The sequence below is a fragment of the Bacteroidales bacterium genome (assembly GCA_023228145.1).
GTDB lineage: Bacteria > Bacteroidota > Bacteroidia > Bacteroidales > CAIWKO01 > CAIWKO01.
In genome coordinates this window covers 1-15,736 of record JALOBU010000020.1, presented here as the reverse complement: position 1 = coordinate 15,736, position 15,736 = coordinate 1, and the positions used below count along the sequence as shown (strand labels likewise).

The window sequence follows — 15,736 nt, the reverse complement described above, 5'->3', positions numbered from 1 at the left end:
TTGATTGCAAAAAGCAAACATTATAAAAATGAAAATCTTTCACGCCTTATTACTGTTATCTTTTATTCTTTCTCCATTAACTATTTCCAGTGGCATTAACAATGACAATCAAAATGTTGTCAATAATGTACTGATTCTTAATGATGACAATTTTGAAAAAACCATTAAAAACGGCATAGTGCTGGTCGATTTCTGGGCTGTTTGGTGCGGGCCCTGCCGGTTGATGGCTCCCATTTTGGAAGAGATAGCTTTGGAAATGAAAGGTAAGGCGGTTATCGGCAAGCTTGATACAGATAAAAACTTAATTACTTCACTTAAATACAACATAAAATACCTGCCGACTGTAATAATTTTTAAGAATGGCAATCCCGAATACCTTTATACCGGGGTGCAATCAAAAGAAACTCTTGTTACTGCAATAAACTTGTTACAATAAGTCTTATGGAAAATAAAGAATCAAATCTGGAAGAGCCGGATAAAACTTCAAAGAAAAAAAAACTGAAAGACCTTTTTGCCTTAAAACATATTATTGGGATTGTTGCGGGCGGAGTTGTCGGGTTTTTTTATTACTATTTTGTGGGTTGTGCTAGTGGGGCTTGCGCCCTGAAATCCAATCCTTATTACAATATCATACTCGGAATATTATTGGGTTATCTTGTAGCCGACCTTTTTAAAAAGAAAAAAACCAATAATCCTCAATAATTTACGGATTAAGGGCTGTTGTTTAATTAATTATGACAGGTTTTTTAAAACGTATTTTAAAATATTCATCGCTGGTTAAAATAAGCCACAGTATTTTTTCCCTGCCTTTTGCTGTGATAGGATATTTTTTGGCAGTAGAACAGGCCAAAACCGATTTCGAAGCTTTTAAAATAGGTTTGATTATTTTATGTGTTGTTTTTGCACGCAATGCAGCCATGTCGTTTAACAGGATTACTGACCGCTATTATGATGCCCAAAACCCTCGAACACAGCAAAGAGTAATTCCTTCGGGAAAGATATCAATAAAAAACGCTTACATATTTCTCGTTGTAAATATTATTTTGTTTATAGCAACAACATGGTTCATAAATATGACATGTTTTTTGCTTGCCCCGGTAGCGCTAATAATCATTTTGGGTTATAGTTACACCAAAAGGTTTACATATTTCTCACATTTCATTCTCGGAATGGGCCTTTCTCTGGCCCCGGCAGGGGCGTTTCTGGCGGTATATCCCCATTTTAACATTGTTATATTGTTTTTATCTTTAGCAGTATTATTTTGGGTGGGTGGTTTCGACATTATTTACGCCCTGCCTGATGAACTGTTTGACAAAAAAAACAAATTGCATTCCATACCGGAGCATTTTGGTATTAAAAAAGCATTATTCATTTCGGCTTCTGCTCATTTACTGACTTTGTTTTTTCTTATAACAGCAGGTATTTTAAATCAAAACGGCCTGTTTTTTTGGATAGGGTTAGTATTATTCGCGGTGTTAATTATATATCAACATCTTATTATTAATCCTAAAGATTTCAGCAGAATTAATCTGGCTTTTTTTACTTTGAATGGGATTTCTGGAATAATATTTTCAATTTTTTACATCTTAGACCTCTATTGCAAATAATTATTAATGAAATACTTGTTTTTTATATATTATTTTCGTATTTTCGCATGAAATATATAAAATAATTATCATGCCACCTAAAAATTCAATAAACATTGACCAATTGGATAATGCTGCCAACAAGCTGAGAGCGTTAGCACATCCGATGCGGGTTGCCATACTTGAAATGCTTTATGACAAAAAACGCATGAATGTTACGGAAATATACAACAGGTTGGGCATACAGCAGGCATCGGCATCACACCATTTGGGAATTTTGAAAAACAAAAAAGTAGTGGAATCGCGCAGACAGGGGAAAAAGACATTTTATTCAATTAATGAAACTGAAATGTTAAAGGTTATTGATTGCATTAATCTTTGCGGGAAATAATTCTTTAAGCTATTATTTCCTTCCGAAATCTGCTGGTATTTCACCCCATATTTTTGTATCCCACTTTAACAGAGGATTGGAATAATTATTTTTTTGCAGCCAGCTTTCTGCACGATTAATTAAATCAAAAATTTCTGCATTTTTATCGCTGGGAATAAGTTTGGTTTTGGTTTTTTTATCATTTACCCATTTAATCGCGGTACTACTATCACTATAAACGGGGATGTTTATGCCTTTTTTCTTCAATAATGCCAGTGCGTGAACAACGGCCAGAAATTCACCAATATTATTAGTGGCATCTTCATAAGGGCCTTTGTGAAATATTTCACGCCCAGTCTCGGTTTCAACACCGCGGTATTCCATAATTCCCGTTTTTGTATTCCATGCAGCATCCACACTCCATGATTTCATTTCAGGTTTTTTTTCTGCAAGTTTAATTTCTCCCGGGATGGTTTTTTGCGTATTTTTTTTAATATATTTTCCATAATCTTCCCGAAATGCTTTTTCCGCCTCCGCAAGGCTTGTAAAACTTTTGTATTTTGCCCCTTCATGTTTTTCTACTTGTTCGAGACATTTTTCCCATGTACGGTATATGCCGGGTTTTCTGCCTTGCCACACCACATAAAACTTTTCTTTTTTCATAAACTCTAACGGGATTTTTACAAAAACAATGTAAATTTACTTCAAAATCGTGTTCTCTATGAAAAAATACTTATTGTTGTTCACCGGAGTTTGTTTTATAATGGCAGGATGTTCAAAAAATAAAATTTTCGAAAAATATAACAAACTTGATGGTTACACATGGAAAAAAGATAATGTCATAAAATTTGAGGTGGATATTCAGGATATTTCTGTTCCATATAATATCAGGCTTGTCATAAGACATACTTCATATTATGTTTATGCCAATATACGAGTTAGAATTACTACCACTTATCCCAGTGGAGAACAAAGACACAACGAACATAACATATTTGTTAGAAATACAGACGGAACTTTTAATGGCGAAGGTGCGGGAGATTTGTGGGATGTTTTTTATAATGTATCTGACAAAATTACATTTCCTGTTCAGGGCATTTATGTTTTCGAAATTCAAAATGTTATGCCATTGGTAGCTACTCCCAACATCATGGATGTCGGCTTGATAGTAAAAAAATCCAGGTGATTTCTCTTAAAGAAAATATTACTCAAATAATAAAAAGCCTTCCCGGCAAGGCAGGAGTGTATCAGTTTTTTAATAACAAGGGTGTTATTATTTACATCGGCAAAGCAAAAAACCTGAAAAAACGTGTTTCAAGCTATTTTAAAAACGACATAAATCAAAGCGGGAAACTTAAAGTTCTCGTTAAAAATATTGTTGATATTCAATATATTGTTGTTGACAATGAATACGAAGCCTTGTTGCTCGAAAACAACCTGATAAAAAAATATCAGCCCCGTTACAATGTTTTGCTGAAAGATGACAAAACCTATCCGTGGATATGTATTAAGAATGAAAAATTTCCCAGAGTATTTCCAACCCGGCGTATTATTAAAGACGGTTCGGATTATTTCGGGCCTTATGCTTCGGGTCGAATGATGAACACCATGCTGGATTTGATTTTTCAGATTTTTCAGCTTCGTACCTGCAACTACAATCTTTCTGAAGAAAACATTGCCAGAAAAAAATACAGGGTTTGCCTCAAATATCATATTGGAAACTGCAAAGGCCCTTGCGAAGGCTTGCAAAATGAAACCGAATACAATGAAACCATCTCAGGGATTAAGGAAATCATCAAAGGAAACATAAATTCCGTTCAACATCAGCTGAAATCGGCTATGAAAAAATTTGCCGATGCTTACGAATTTGAAAAAGCACAGCTTGTCAAAGAAAAAATTGAGCTGCTACAGAAATATCAAAGTAAATCCACGGTTGTCAGCACTTCTATAAGCAATGTGGATGTGTTTAGTATTCTCGAAGACAATGACACTGCTTATGTAAATTTTCTGAAGGTTGTAAACGGAGCCATTGTTCAGGCACATACTGTGGAACTTCGCAAACACTTAGATGAATCTCCCGCCCAACTGCTTGAATATGCAATTGCCGACCTGCGTGAACGACTGCATAGCAATTCGGGAGAAATCATCCTGCCTTTCCGGCCAGACGTTCCATTTCATGATGTAAAAATCACCGTTCCGAAAAAAGGAGATAAGAAAAAACTCCTTGAGCTTTCTGAAAAAAATGCACGTTATTTTAAACTCGACAAAGAAAAGCAGAAAGAACTTGTGGACCCGGACCGTCATGTAAACCGCATCATGCAACAGGCGATGAATGACCTTCACCTTGGGGAACTTCCCGACCATATTGAATGTTTCGACAACTCGAATACACAGGGGACACACCCTGTTGCAGCGCTTGTGGTGTTCAAAAATGCCCGCCCTGAAAAAAGTGAATACCGCCACTATAATATTAAAACTGTTGAAGGGCCCAATGATTTTGCTTCGATGGAAGAAGTTGTTTACAGGCGTTATAAAAGATTGTTGGAAGAAAACAAACCTCTGCCCAGGCTCATCGTTGTTGACGGGGGCAAGGGACAGCTTAGTTCTGCCGTCAAAAGCCTCGAAAAACTCGGGCTAAAAGGAAAAATCGCTGTCATTGGGATTGCAAAAAAACTGGAAGAAATTTATTTCCCGGGCGACAATATCCCACTATATATTGATAAAAAATCGGAAACTTTAAAACTTATACAACAAATAAGAGATGAAGCCCATCGTTTTGGCATCACTCATCACAGGCAAAAAAGAGAAAAAGCTACCATAAAATCCGTACTAACCGATATTGATGGCATAGGATACAAAACAGTTCAAAAACTCCTACGGAAATTCAAATCGGTTCATAACATTGAAAATGCCGGTTACGAAGAACTGAAAAATACTGTCGGGAAACAAAAAACAGAGATATTGAAAAACTATTTTAAAAAAAAGACTTAAAATTTGTTATCATTGTAAACTAAAATCATCTGTCATTATAATAAATAACAAACTATGAAAACGATAAAAATTTTAGCAGCAACATCCCTGTCGGCACTGATACTCGTTTTTTCGTGCAAAACAAGCAAAACACAAATGAAAGAAAAATCTGTTGAACCAACTGAAACAGCTACCTCCGGGAATATTTCAGAAAATAACAATTTGTTTGCCCTGGAACTTTACAAAAATATTGGCATGAAACAGGCAAATTTATTTTATTCGCCCTACAGTATTTCTACTGCTTTGGCTATGACTTTTACCGGTGCGCACGGAAAAACCGAAAGCCAGATGAGAACCGTCATGCATTTTGAAACCAATGGTGCAACTTTTTATGAAAAATATCACAAATTGATTAATGAAATTAATGCCATTAATGACGGAAAAACAATAAACATCTATACGGCCAATTCTATCTGGGCACAAAAAGACTTTAAATTACTTAGCTCGTTTACCGATGTGCTGAAAAACAGTTACAACACCACAGCCTATAATGTTGATTTTGTTAAACAACCTGAACCAAGCAGGCTTGAAATCAACAAATGGGTGGAGCAACAAACCAATGAAAAAATTAAAGACCTAATACAACCCGGGCTTATTGATTATCTCACGCGCCTGGTGCTAGTCAATGCCATATATTTCAAGGCAAACTGGGAAGTGGCTTTTGATGAAAAAGAAACCCGGCAGATGACGTTCAGGCCTGATGAAACGTCAGAAGTCAGCTGTGATTTTATGTTTGCAGAAAAAGATTTTAAATTTTATGAACAAGAAGACGGCCTTAAAGCAATTGAAATTCCTTACTCTCAAGGGAAAATGTCTATGCTTATAATTCTGCCGGGAAATAACAACGGCTTTGATTTGCTGAAGAAAAATATGGATATGTCTTTCTATAACACAATAAACAAAAGCCTTTCCACAACCAAAGTGAAACTTTACCTGCCTAAATTTAAGTTTACTTCCGATTTTGAATTAAGTGATATTCTTGTGCAAATGGGCATGACCGATGCTTTTTTCGACAGAGCAGATTTTTCGGGCATGACCGGGAAAAAAGACCTTAAAATCAGCAAGGTAATTCACAAAGCTTTTGTAGAGGTGAATGAATCGGGTACCGAAGCTGCTGCTGCTACCGCCGTGGTGATGCGCATAAAATCAATGCCGGTGAAGCAGCCCGAATTCAGGGCCGACCATCCGTTCATGTTCATCATAAAAGAAAACACCAACAACGGTATTTTGTTTGCCGGAGACGTTTATGACCCCACAAAGTAAAAGTTCATTGAATTTTAAAATTATTCCGGCAACCGGCTGGAGTGATTACGAACTAATTGATACCGGAGGTTATGAAAAATTAGAACGTTTTGGCGATTATTTTCTCATACGCCCCGAGCCGCAGGCATGCTGGGATAAGTCAATGCCAAATGCCGGCTGGGAAAAAACGGCTCATGCAAAATTTGTAAAAGCATCCTCCAAAGACAGCCAGAGTGAAAAAGGGAAATGGAAGTTTCTGAAAAAAATGCAGGAGCAATGGTATATAAATTACTCCAATAAAAATATGCACCTGCGCTTTCGCCTGGGATTAACTGCTTTCAAACATGTGGGCATTTTCCCCGAGCAGGCCGAAAACTGGAATTATATTTACGATACAATTCTTGAACAAAAAGATTTTCGCCCAAAAGTGCTCAACCTTTTTGCCTATACCGGCGGCGCTTCGCTGGCTGCCTGTGCTGCAGGTGCCGAAGTAACCCATGTGGATGCTGTAAGGCAGGTGGTGAACTGGTCGCGTGAAAATATGGAAGCAAGTAAACTCGACGGCATACGCTGGCTGGTGGACGATACCATGAAATTTGCGAAGCGTGAGCTAAGGCGCGGAAACAAATACCACGGAATAATCCTTGACCCTCCGGCTTATGGCCGCGGCCCGGAAGGAGAGAAGTGGGTACTTGAAGATGAGATAAATGAACTGATAAAAATTTGCGCACTGCTGCTTGAAGAACAAAAATCTTTTCTTGTATTAAATCTTTATTCTATGGGATTTTCAGCGCTTGTGGCCGACAACTTGCTCAGTTCAATTTTGTTTAAGTGTCGGGGTGACTTGCCTGGGACAATGCGCAGCATAATCACCCCGACACTAACAAAAGAGTTTGGCGAGCTTTATATTTCGGATAGTTTTGGAAAAAATCTTCCCTTGGGAACTTTTTTCAGGATGAGAACTTTATAAAATATTGTCGTGCAATAAAGACATCATTTAATATGTTTAGCTTTTGCAAAACGCCATCCTATTCTAAATCCCATTTGTACTGACAACTCCACGCCTCCCCCTTTAATTTCTTCCGGAGGATCGTAATAATCAGTGGTGGTCCATTCATGATAATATGCTTTGTCAATTTTTCGATTGACCACACCCCCTCTGTATGTCATTCCTATTGAAAAAAAAGCATCAAATAAAAACTTTTTTATTTGCGGAGTTTGAACACCAAATATCGCATTAAGGTTAACAGCAGCACTTTTTTCACTTTGAAACGCATAAAAGGATATATGATAATAATCAGAACCGTCAGCATTTAACCAAATCCATTTGTCGTTATAATGATAATATTTGAACCCTAACTGTGGTCCTAAATACAGGTGTTTTTTTCTGGTGAGAAAAAATTTAGAAATTATTTCGAAGGTAAATCCTCTACGATTAATATAAGAATGGTCAAACCAAAAAAGATTTCTGTTTCTTATCTGATTAAGATCTGATACAACTGAAGCAAAATCATAGCGATTGGCGTCAGGCTTTGCATAAAGGACTCCTGCTCCAACATCAATACAAAAATTGCGTTTTAAAGGAAGTTCAAAATAAATATTTATTTCATTTGTAAGGTCTCTGACTAAGTTTGTTTTAATACCGTAATGCAAGGGACAGGTATCCAAATCTGCAAGCATTTTTTTTCTCCGTTGTATTTTTTTATCCATATCGGCTGCATATTTTTCTGCAGAAACATGTTTATAAAACGGGTCGTTATTTTCTTTGGCTTTAATAATAACCTCAGTTTTTGTTAGTTTTTCAAATTCCAAATAACTCATGACGTTAAAACGCCTTATAGTGTCTGATTCCAGAGAAATGGACATGTTTTGTGTTTGGTAAGGCATAAAACATAGTGGCCCGGAGATAAATACGCTTTTTATGTCGACGGGAAAAATAGTGTCTTTATTCACAACTAAATAATTAGCAGTGATTTTTGAGATTGTTGATTTATGCAAACTATCATTCCTGTCAACCCATGAAATTTTATTTCCTTTTTTAAATGGAAAGTATTTGGTTACTGTACCCGGAACAGGTAATGCTTTAAATACAACAAGAGTGTCATTTTTCTTAAATGGCTGTGCAAATGAATAAGAACAAAAGAAAAAAATTATCAGCAGACAAAATTTTCTTTTTTTTATGATATCCATTGCTTTCTTATGCCTTTTTGATTTGCGAAAACAAAATGAAATAAATATTTAGCCGGATACAAATAACAACAATATTAAGCAATTATCTAAATTACTAATAAAAAAACTATCATTTTAATTATTATTTCCTGAAAAAGTTTTACGTTTGATTATCTATTTATTTTCAACATTAAAACATAAAGATATGCCAGAATTTTTTTATGAAAAACCTTTTCAGATCGAAAAGGACACAACACGATACAGGTTACTTACCAAAGATTTTGTTCAACTTACTGAAGCAGGCGGAAGAAAAATACTTAAAGTGGACCCGAAAGGGTTGGAACTACTGGCAAAAGAAGCAATTTTTGACTTGTCTTTTTTCCTGAGAACTTCCCATCTTGAAAGATGTGCCAAAATTCTTGATGACCCTGAAGCCTCGGACAACGACCGCTTTGTGGCTTACACCATGCTTAAGAATACTGTGATTTCGGCTAAGGGAGAACTTCCCTGGTGTCAGGATACCGGAACGGCTATCATAATTGGGAAAAAAGGCGAGCAGGTGTGGACCGGTGTCAATGATGCCGAATACCTTTCAAAAGGAATATTTACAACATACCAGGAGAAAAATCTGCGATATTCACAGGTTGTCCCTTTTACTATGTTTGAAGAAAAAAACAGCGGCACCAACCTGCCTGCACAGATAGATATTTATTCAACCGAAGGAGATTCGTATTCATTTCTATTTATCACCAAAGGTGGCGGATCGGCAAACAAAACCTTTCTTTATCAACAAACAAAATCATTGTTAAACGACGCATCCCTGACAAAATTTGTCAAAGACAAGATCAAAGAACTCGGCACTTCTGCCTGTCCGCCTTATCATTTAGCTTTTGTCATAGGCGGCACTTCTGCCGAAACCAACCTGAAAGCCGTTAAAGAAGCGTCTGCCGGTTATTACGATCATCTGCCCACTACGGGTAATGCCAGCGGACGTGCTTTTCGCGATATAGAATGGGAGAAAAAAATTGAAAAAATATGCCAGGAATATGGTGTGGGCGCACAATTCGGAGGAAAATATTTTGCGCACGATGTAAGAGTTATCCGGATGCCGCGGCATGCTGCTTCGTGCCCGGTAGGCATGGGCGTGAGCTGCAGCGCCGACAGAAATATTAAAGCATACATCAATAAAGATGGCATTTTCCTTGAAGAACTTGAGAAAAATCCCGAACGCTTTATGCCGGCACAAGCCCCGGAACTTGAAAAAGCTGTTGAAATAAATCTTGACAGGCCGATGAAAGAAATTCTTGCCGAACTGACTAAATATCCGGTAAAGACAAGGCTTAGCCTGACAGGAACTCTTATCGTTGCCAGGGACATTGCTCATGCACAGATAAAGAAACTTATTGATGAAGGCAAACCTATGCCGGAGTATTTTAAGAACCACCCGATATATTATGCCGGACCAGCAAAAACCCCAAAAGGAATGCCCTCGGGTAGTTTCGGGCCCACCACGGCCGGAAGAATGGATTCGTATGTGGATTTGTTTCAAAGTTTGGGAGGCTCTTTGGTAATGCTCGCAAAAGGCAACCGCAACAGGGCGGTGATTGACGCATGTAAAAAATACGGAGGGTTTTTCCTGGGTTCTATTGGAGGACCAGCGGCGGTACTGGCAGCCGAAAATATTAAATCGGTAGAGTTAGTGGATTTTGAAGACTTTGGCATGGAAGCCATCCGAAAAATAAGGGTGGAAAATATGCCAGCTTTTATTCTTACCGACGACAAAGGAAATGACTTTTTTGACGAATACAATAAATAAAACTACTGTGCCCTATGTGTCTATATGATAAAGAAAATGAACTCCAATCTAACCACATAGACACAGTAGGCACATAGAAATACATTGGAAAAATGAGAGTTGTCATTCAACGTGTAAATGAAGCGGCGGTGCTGATAAATAATTCCGAAAAAAGAAGTATCGGCAAGGGGTTGCTTGTGCTGCTTGGTATTGAGGATACCGACACAAATGAAGACATTGAATGGCTCTGTGGGAAAATTGCACGCCTACGGATCTTTAATGATGAACAGGACGTGATGAACCTTTCGGTTTGCGATATCTCCGGCGAAGTGATGGTGATAAGCCAGTTTACCCTGCATGCCAGCACCAAAAAAGGCAACAGGCCTTCTTATATCCGTGCTGCCAAACCAGAAACTGCTATACCGCTGTACGAAAAGTTTCTTCAAGCGTTAAAAACAGAAATACAACAAACTGTTGTAAGTGGTGAATTTGGGGCATATATGCAGGTTTCGCTTGTGAATGACGGACCAGTAACTATAATTATTGACAGCAAGAATAAAAGCTGAAAGATTCTACCAGCCGCTATTTATCAATATCAACAAGTTTATATTCTTTATTCCCCATCTTCAGGCTGGCAGCGTACTCAATCTGGTGTTTTCCGCTGGGATTACCCGCTTTCACAAAAGCGTCATCGCATTTGCAGGCCTTATCAACCAAATCGTGGCTGGCTTGTTCTATAGCAACTATATCTGTGGAAACCAAAATTCCAATATCTTCCAGGAAAGGCTTGGGGGCATTGCCGGAACAATCGCAAGACCTGGAAATATTTGCCAGCACATTAATGTATATCATTTTTCTCTGCCCGCTGAGGGCTTTGGCATATTCAACCAGGCGTTCCAGAAAAACATTTTCTTCGGTTGATCCCCATGGTATAGAAAACGACTGCACGGGGCAAACCCCAATACACTTTCCGCAGCTAATGCATTTATTTTTATCAATGGTAAGAGGGTTAATAGTTATGGCTCCCGCGGGACACTGGCTCACACAGGCTCCGCAGCCTATACATTTTTCTGGTGAAGTTTTGGGAACATCAGATGCATGCAGCGCCATTTTCCCCGCCACCGAAGCCATGCCCATTCCCACATTTTTTATCGCCCCACCAAAACCCGCACTGCTATGGCCTTTGAAGTGTGAACAGATGACATAGCTGTCATAATTGTAAAAATGAGAACCTGTCAACACTTTTTTGTAATGCTTCATATCCGTGATAATGGCAGTATCTTCATTTGAGTCAAGAATATCAATAGGCGCATAAGTAAACCCATGTTCTTTTGCAAGAGCAATATGAGATGCTGTGTATCTGCGTTTGCTTACATACAGCACATTGGTTTCTACAAACGTGGCATCAAGTTTTTGCACCAGAGGCTTCATCAATTCGGGAGAAAGAAAATTCTTATTACCTTCTTCCCCGAAATGGACTTTAAACCCTATTTTACCCTGAACTTCATGCTCTACATAAGAAAAAACCTTTAACAAACCATCGGGACTAATGTTTTTAGTGAAATATACAACAGAGGAATCGGCTTGTGCAAAAATTTTTGTAATAGTAAAAAAAACAACAAGGCCAATGAATAGTTTCTTCATGAGTAATTGTGTTATTTATATGCTGCAAAATTATTGCTTTATTTCTTATCAATAACTTCAAAATTCACCGATAAACTTTGTCCTTTTTCATCTACAAGTGTAAGGCTGTGTTTTCCCGCTTCGGGAGCCAAACCGACATTATGAAAATCAGAAGTTACTCCGATAAATATTTTATCAAGGTACCAGTATATTTTAATTGCGGCATTGCTGTGTGCTGCTTTAAACACTACTTTTTGCCGTTCCCCGTTCAGGTCAACCGGGATATAGACACGGGTGTTGTTTTTAGGATATATCATATCAATGGCTTCGTTTGAAGATTCTGCAGGCAGGCAATCTTCCCTGTATGGGGGCAAAGTTTTGTAAAACGGATTTTTCGATTTGTAAAAATATTCCATGACAGGCGGAAGAACAAACCAATTTTTATAAACCATATTGCTTAGCGCTTCACAATCGCTGTTCACCCTCCATTTTCCGGTGGCATCCGTTAAAACGAGCTGATGATAAGGACAGTTCTTTGTTTGTTCGCCTTTTTTTTGCACCCAAACCGTGTCCGCTTCTTCACATAACTGTGTAGCCTTAAACCCGCTTTTGCGGCAAACCGATAGCTGTATCATGTCGTCATAAGGAGCATAAAACCATCCCTGTGGTTTTAATAATTTAAAGGCTTCGAACATGATGGGCGCTGCATAAGTAAGCCCTGTCATTCCCGGCCTTCCTTCTCCGCCGGAATTTCCCACCAATACAGCCACAACATACTTTGGGTTGCAGCCAATGGCCCAGGCGTCACGGCTGCCATAGCTGGTGCCTGTTTTCCATGCAATCTTTGCAGAAGAAGAAAACTCCTGCCACCCGGCATCTTCATCGGGGCGCGACACTTCATTCATGGCCTCGAATGTAAACCAGATGGATGATGCACTTAACACAGAGGAGTTATCTGTCCCATGAGTTTTTTTTGCCGTTTCTTTATATAAATAACTGGCGGAGTGGAAATCATCTTTTGAATACATGGAGTTGTAAGCCTGATAATGGTTCAGCGTACGTGCCATGCTGGCATAGGCTCCGGCAAGGTCCCATAAATTTGCTTCTGCGCCTCCAAGAATTATCGCCAAGCCGTAATGTGACGGAGGTTTTTGTAATGTTGTAAGGCCGACCTTTTTCAACATATTGTTAAACCTCACTGTTCCATAAGCCTGAAGCATTTTAACGGCAGGAACATTGAGTGAGCGAGACAAGGCTTTTTTGGCGGGAACTGCTCCGTCGTAGGTATAATTATAATTCTCGGGAATAAAACTTCCCAATTGTATAGGAATGTCTGCAACCAGCGATGCCGGCAACAATTGCCCGTCGTTAAGCATGGCAGCATATAAAAAAGGTTTTAAAATACTTCCTGTGCTTCTTGGGGCGGTAATCAGGTCAACCTGGCAGCCATATTCCGGATGCTGAGGTTCGTTCGTATTGCCTACATAAGCCAGCACATGGCCCGTTTCTGTTTCAAGTATCAGAACGGCAGCATTTTGAACATTATTGGCCTGATATTTTTTGTGGTATCTTTCTACTATTGAATTTACCACCGCCTGAATATTTCCATCCAGAGTGGTTTTAATTCTTTTTCCCATCCAATTTTCTTTTATAGCCCTGTCGAGCAGGTGTATTGAACGCTGCGGCAAAGGATAGGGTTTGCCCGGAAGCGGCTCGTGCCGGGCTAAAACAAATTCGTCTTCCGTGATGTCTTTATTGTCATACAAACGCCGGAGTAATTTATCTCTTTTTTCCTTCAGCTTTTCTCGGTTTTTTCCGGGAAAAACCAGCGATGGACTGTTGGGCAACACCGCCAGTGTGGCTGCTTCGGCCCAGCTAAGCTGTACGGATTTTTTTCCAAAATAACGCCATGAAGCCGCATCAAGACCTACTACATTTCCGCCAAAAGGAGCATTGGCAGCATATAAGCCCATGATTTCCTTTTTGCTATATGTTAACTCTAATCTTACAGCCAGGAAGGTCTCTATTATTTTTTCTTTAATAGTTCTTGCCTGTCCTTTTCTTGAAAGCCTGATAATTTGCATGGTGATGGTGCTGCCCCCGCTTACAACTTTTCCTGACCTGATATTCCTTATTACGGCTTTAAACATGGCCACAGGATTCAGTCCGTTATGCAAATAAAAATATCTGTCTTCGAACAATATCAGGGATTTTGAAAACTTATCAGGTACGTCGGAATTTTGAGGAAAACGCCATTGCCCGTCCGAGGCTATACGTGCGCACATCAGGTTGCCGTATTTGTCTTCCATTACTGTTGAGGTCGGCTCACGAAAAAGAGGCTCGGGAAGAGAAAACCAAAAACTTACTGCAAAACATATCAGCAATAAAATCCACCATTTTTTCTTTAAATACCTTATCATTTTACTCATCTGTTCACGGGGCGCTTGGAGTACCTATGTGAAACAAGTTTAATAATCACTACGTTCGTTATAAACACGATTGGAAAATTATACGTAAATTATTACTAAACAAACATAAAACTTTTTTATTTTACATACGCATTAATTAATATTTAATTATTTGCGTATATATTTGTTTGTTAAATTATTTTCGTATATATTTGCTTATTATAAGCAACTTTTTTTTTGAAATATTTCTCAACTAGGTAATCAGCAGAATCAATATATGAGTTACAAATTTATTCATAATCAAAGCATTTTAAAAAACAGAAAGCTTCTTACGATAATAGTTTTTCTGTTATTTGGATTGTTTTTTCATGTTAATAGCCGGGCTCAACTTACAGTGATTGAGGGGGCTGGCCTTGGCATGAACCCCATTCAATTGGTTAATAATGTTTTGGTAGGAAATGGTGTAACCGTAAGCAACGGAAAATTTAACGGCTCTACAGGATACATTACTTCAAACATGATTGGTTCGTTTGATGCCGTAGGCGGAGCACAAACACAACTTGGTTTTAGTGGTGGCATTATTCTTACTTCCGGACAGGCATCACTTGCCATAGGGCCAAATAATTCCGAAAGTGATGGCGCATCAACCAGTACGGGCAGTGATCCCGACTTACAAGCTCTTGTTCCTTCCTATTCTGTTAATGACAAAGCCGTTTTAGAATTTGATTTTGTTCCTATCGCAGACACAATTAAGTTTCAATATGTTTTTGGTTCAGAAGAATTTGATGAGTACTGTAATACAAGTTACAACGATGTATTTGGATTTTTTGTCAGTGGGCCGGGTATTTCGGGACCATTTTCCAATGGGGCAATAAATATCGCACGAATGCCTAATAACCCCAACAATTACGTAACCATCAACAATGTTTGTAATGCAGGGGCAACTTACTCCTGGTCAAACAGCGGAGGTGTCTTTTTCGAATATGACCGTCTTACTAAAGTATATACTGCAATGGCACTTGTTCAACCCTGTCAGCAATATCATATTAAGCTGGCTGTTGGCGACTGCGGAGACGGTGTATATGATTCGGGTGTTTTCCTCAAAGAAAACAGTTTTTCTGCTTACGGTGTAACAGTTAGCACTTCATTTGCCATTCCCGGTACCGGAGAAAATGCCGTTGAGGGTTGCAGTGATGGATATCTCTGTTTTAAACTTTCAACGCCTGCCACATCACCCTATACCGTTCCAATGACAATATCGGGAACAGCAACAAATGGTGTTGATTATACTTTTATACCCAATGATATTACTTTTGCAACTGGTCAGGATTCCATTACTGTAATTATACACCCTTTGGTTGACGGCATTTCTGAAGGAACCGAAACAGTTATTTTCAATGTTCAAACCATTATTTGCGGAGGCAATTCAAATATTCCTATTAGTATTATTGACAATTCTCCTGTCTCTCTTGTTTCTTCGAACGATACGCTTATCTGTGGAGACCCTGCTACT

Annotated in this window: 15 protein-coding genes; 11 read left to right on the top strand and 4 right to left on the bottom strand. The window is 38.6% G+C overall.

Translation table 11 applies throughout. The features are described 5' to 3' along the window. The first annotated feature begins 28 nt into the window (after positions 1–28). From trxA to M0R16_09985, 4 genes are all read left to right on the top strand, one after another. The gene (gene trxA / locus M0R16_10000) at positions 29–436 is read left to right on the top strand and encodes a thioredoxin (GenBank protein ID MCK9613214.1); all 408 of its coding nucleotides are present in this window, start codon (positions 29–31) and stop codon (positions 434–436) included. A 5-nt stretch (positions 437–441) separates the two neighbouring features. After that, positions 442–702: a hypothetical protein gene (locus tag M0R16_09995; GenBank protein ID MCK9613213.1), complete on the top strand. Its 261-nt coding sequence runs from the start codon at positions 442–444 to the stop codon at positions 700–702. 32 nt (positions 703–734) lie between these two features. Next, positions 735–1,607, top strand: coding sequence for a putative 4-hydroxybenzoate polyprenyltransferase (gene ubiA / locus M0R16_09990; GenBank protein MCK9613212.1), 873 nt, complete (start codon positions 735–737; stop codon positions 1,605–1,607). A 70-nt stretch (positions 1,608–1,677) separates the two neighbouring features. Next, complete coding sequence (locus M0R16_09985) at positions 1,678–1,977, top strand: metalloregulator ArsR/SmtB family transcription factor (protein ID MCK9613211.1); 300 nt, start codon at positions 1,678–1,680, stop codon at positions 1,975–1,977. Between the two features lie 12 nt (positions 1,978–1,989). On the opposite strand, the gene M0R16_09980 is transcribed toward M0R16_09985, so the two are convergent. Beyond that, positions 1,990–2,619: a ribonuclease H family protein gene (locus tag M0R16_09980; protein MCK9613210.1), complete on the bottom strand. Its 630-nt coding sequence runs from the start codon at positions 2,617–2,619 to the stop codon at positions 1,990–1,992. Positions 2,620–2,677: 58 nt separating this feature from the next. Here M0R16_09980 and M0R16_09975 point away from each other — a divergent pair, with 58 nt between their 5' ends. The 4 genes from M0R16_09975 to M0R16_09960 are packed head-to-tail and all read left to right on the top strand — an operon-like array spanning position 2,678 to position 7,198. Beyond that, a complete protein-coding gene (locus M0R16_09975; GenBank protein ID MCK9613209.1) occupies positions 2,678–3,142 on the top strand; it encodes a gliding motility lipoprotein GldH in 465 nt (154 codons plus the stop codon). Next, positions 3,139–4,947 carry an excinuclease ABC subunit UvrC gene (gene uvrC, locus M0R16_09970; GenBank protein ID MCK9613208.1) on the top strand — a complete coding sequence of 603 codons (1,809 nt, stop codon included), beginning with the start codon at positions 3,139–3,141 and terminating at the stop codon, positions 4,945–4,947. The genes M0R16_09975 and uvrC overlap by 4 nt, the downstream gene beginning before the upstream one ends. Before the next feature lie 54 nt (positions 4,948–5,001). After that, positions 5,002–6,249: a serpin family protein gene (locus M0R16_09965; GenBank protein ID MCK9613207.1), complete on the top strand. Its 1,248-nt coding sequence runs from the start codon at positions 5,002–5,004 to the stop codon at positions 6,247–6,249. Between the two features lie 7 nt (positions 6,250–6,256). After that, complete coding sequence (locus M0R16_09960) at positions 6,257–7,198, top strand: class I SAM-dependent methyltransferase (protein MCK9613206.1); 942 nt, start codon at positions 6,257–6,259, stop codon at positions 7,196–7,198. A gap of 23 nt (positions 7,199–7,221) precedes the next feature. Here the strand turns inward: M0R16_09960 and M0R16_09955 are convergent, their stop codons facing one another. Further along, on the bottom strand, positions 7,222–8,418 hold the full coding sequence (locus M0R16_09955) for a hypothetical protein (protein ID MCK9613205.1): 1,197 nt from the start codon (positions 8,416–8,418) through the stop codon (positions 7,222–7,224). A 184-nt stretch (positions 8,419–8,602) separates the two neighbouring features. Here M0R16_09955 and M0R16_09950 point away from each other — a divergent pair, with 184 nt between their 5' ends. Together M0R16_09950 and dtd are read left to right on the top strand one after the other, a co-directional pair. Next, positions 8,603–10,213 carry a fumarate hydratase gene (locus M0R16_09950; protein ID MCK9613204.1) on the top strand — a complete coding sequence of 537 codons (1,611 nt, stop codon included), beginning with the start codon at positions 8,603–8,605 and terminating at the stop codon, positions 10,211–10,213. 92 nt (positions 10,214–10,305) lie between these two features. Further along, a complete protein-coding gene (gene dtd, locus M0R16_09945; protein MCK9613203.1) occupies positions 10,306–10,758 on the top strand; it encodes a D-aminoacyl-tRNA deacylase in 453 nt (150 codons plus the stop codon). Positions 10,759–10,774: 16 nt separating this feature from the next. On the opposite strand, the gene M0R16_09940 is transcribed toward dtd, so the two are convergent. Together M0R16_09940 and pbpC are read right to left on the bottom strand one after the other, a co-directional pair. Next, positions 10,775–11,836, bottom strand: coding sequence for a DUF362 domain-containing protein (locus M0R16_09940; protein ID MCK9613202.1), 1,062 nt, complete (start codon positions 11,834–11,836; stop codon positions 10,775–10,777). Between the two features lie 38 nt (positions 11,837–11,874). Beyond that, positions 11,875–14,235 (bottom strand): penicillin-binding protein 1C, encoded by a 2,361-nt coding sequence (gene pbpC, locus M0R16_09935; GenBank protein ID MCK9613201.1) that lies wholly within the window; start codon positions 14,233–14,235, stop codon positions 11,875–11,877. Positions 14,236–14,500: 265 nt separating this feature from the next. On the opposite strand from pbpC, the gene M0R16_09930 reads away from it, so the two are divergent. Then, positions 14,501–15,736 (top strand): choice-of-anchor L domain-containing protein (locus M0R16_09930; protein ID MCK9613200.1); only part of this gene is annotated, 1,236 nt, incomplete at its 3' end.

Bases quoted from the DNA above. Each gene is read 5' to 3' on its own strand.
- trxA (MCK9613214.1), top strand. From the start codon at position 29: ATGAAAATCTTTCACGCCTTATTACTGTTATCTTTTATTCTTTCTCCA.
- M0R16_09995 (MCK9613213.1), top strand. From the start codon at position 442: ATGGAAAATAAAGAATCAAATCTGGAAGAGCCGGATAAAACTTCAAAG.
- ubiA (MCK9613212.1), top strand. From the start codon at position 735: ATGACAGGTTTTTTAAAACGTATTTTAAAATATTCATCGCTGGTTAAA.
- M0R16_09985 (MCK9613211.1), top strand. From the start codon at position 1,678: ATGCCACCTAAAAATTCAATAAACATTGACCAATTGGATAATGCTGCC.
- M0R16_09980 (MCK9613210.1), bottom strand. From the start codon at position 2,619: ATGAAAAAAGAAAAGTTTTATGTGGTGTGGCAAGGCAGAAAACCCGGC.
- M0R16_09975 (MCK9613209.1), top strand. From the start codon at position 2,678: ATGAAAAAATACTTATTGTTGTTCACCGGAGTTTGTTTTATAATGGCA.
- M0R16_09965 (MCK9613207.1), top strand. From the start codon at position 5,002: ATGAAAACGATAAAAATTTTAGCAGCAACATCCCTGTCGGCACTGATA.
- M0R16_09955 (MCK9613205.1), bottom strand. From the start codon at position 8,418: ATGGATATCATAAAAAAAAGAAAATTTTGTCTGCTGATAATTTTTTTC.
- M0R16_09950 (MCK9613204.1), top strand. From the start codon at position 8,603: ATGCCAGAATTTTTTTATGAAAAACCTTTTCAGATCGAAAAGGACACA.
- dtd (MCK9613203.1), top strand. From the start codon at position 10,306: ATGAGAGTTGTCATTCAACGTGTAAATGAAGCGGCGGTGCTGATAAAT.
- M0R16_09940 (MCK9613202.1), bottom strand. From the start codon at position 11,836: ATGAAGAAACTATTCATTGGCCTTGTTGTTTTTTTTACTATTACAAAA.
- pbpC (MCK9613201.1), bottom strand. From the start codon at position 14,235: ATGATAAGGTATTTAAAGAAAAAATGGTGGATTTTATTGCTGATATGT.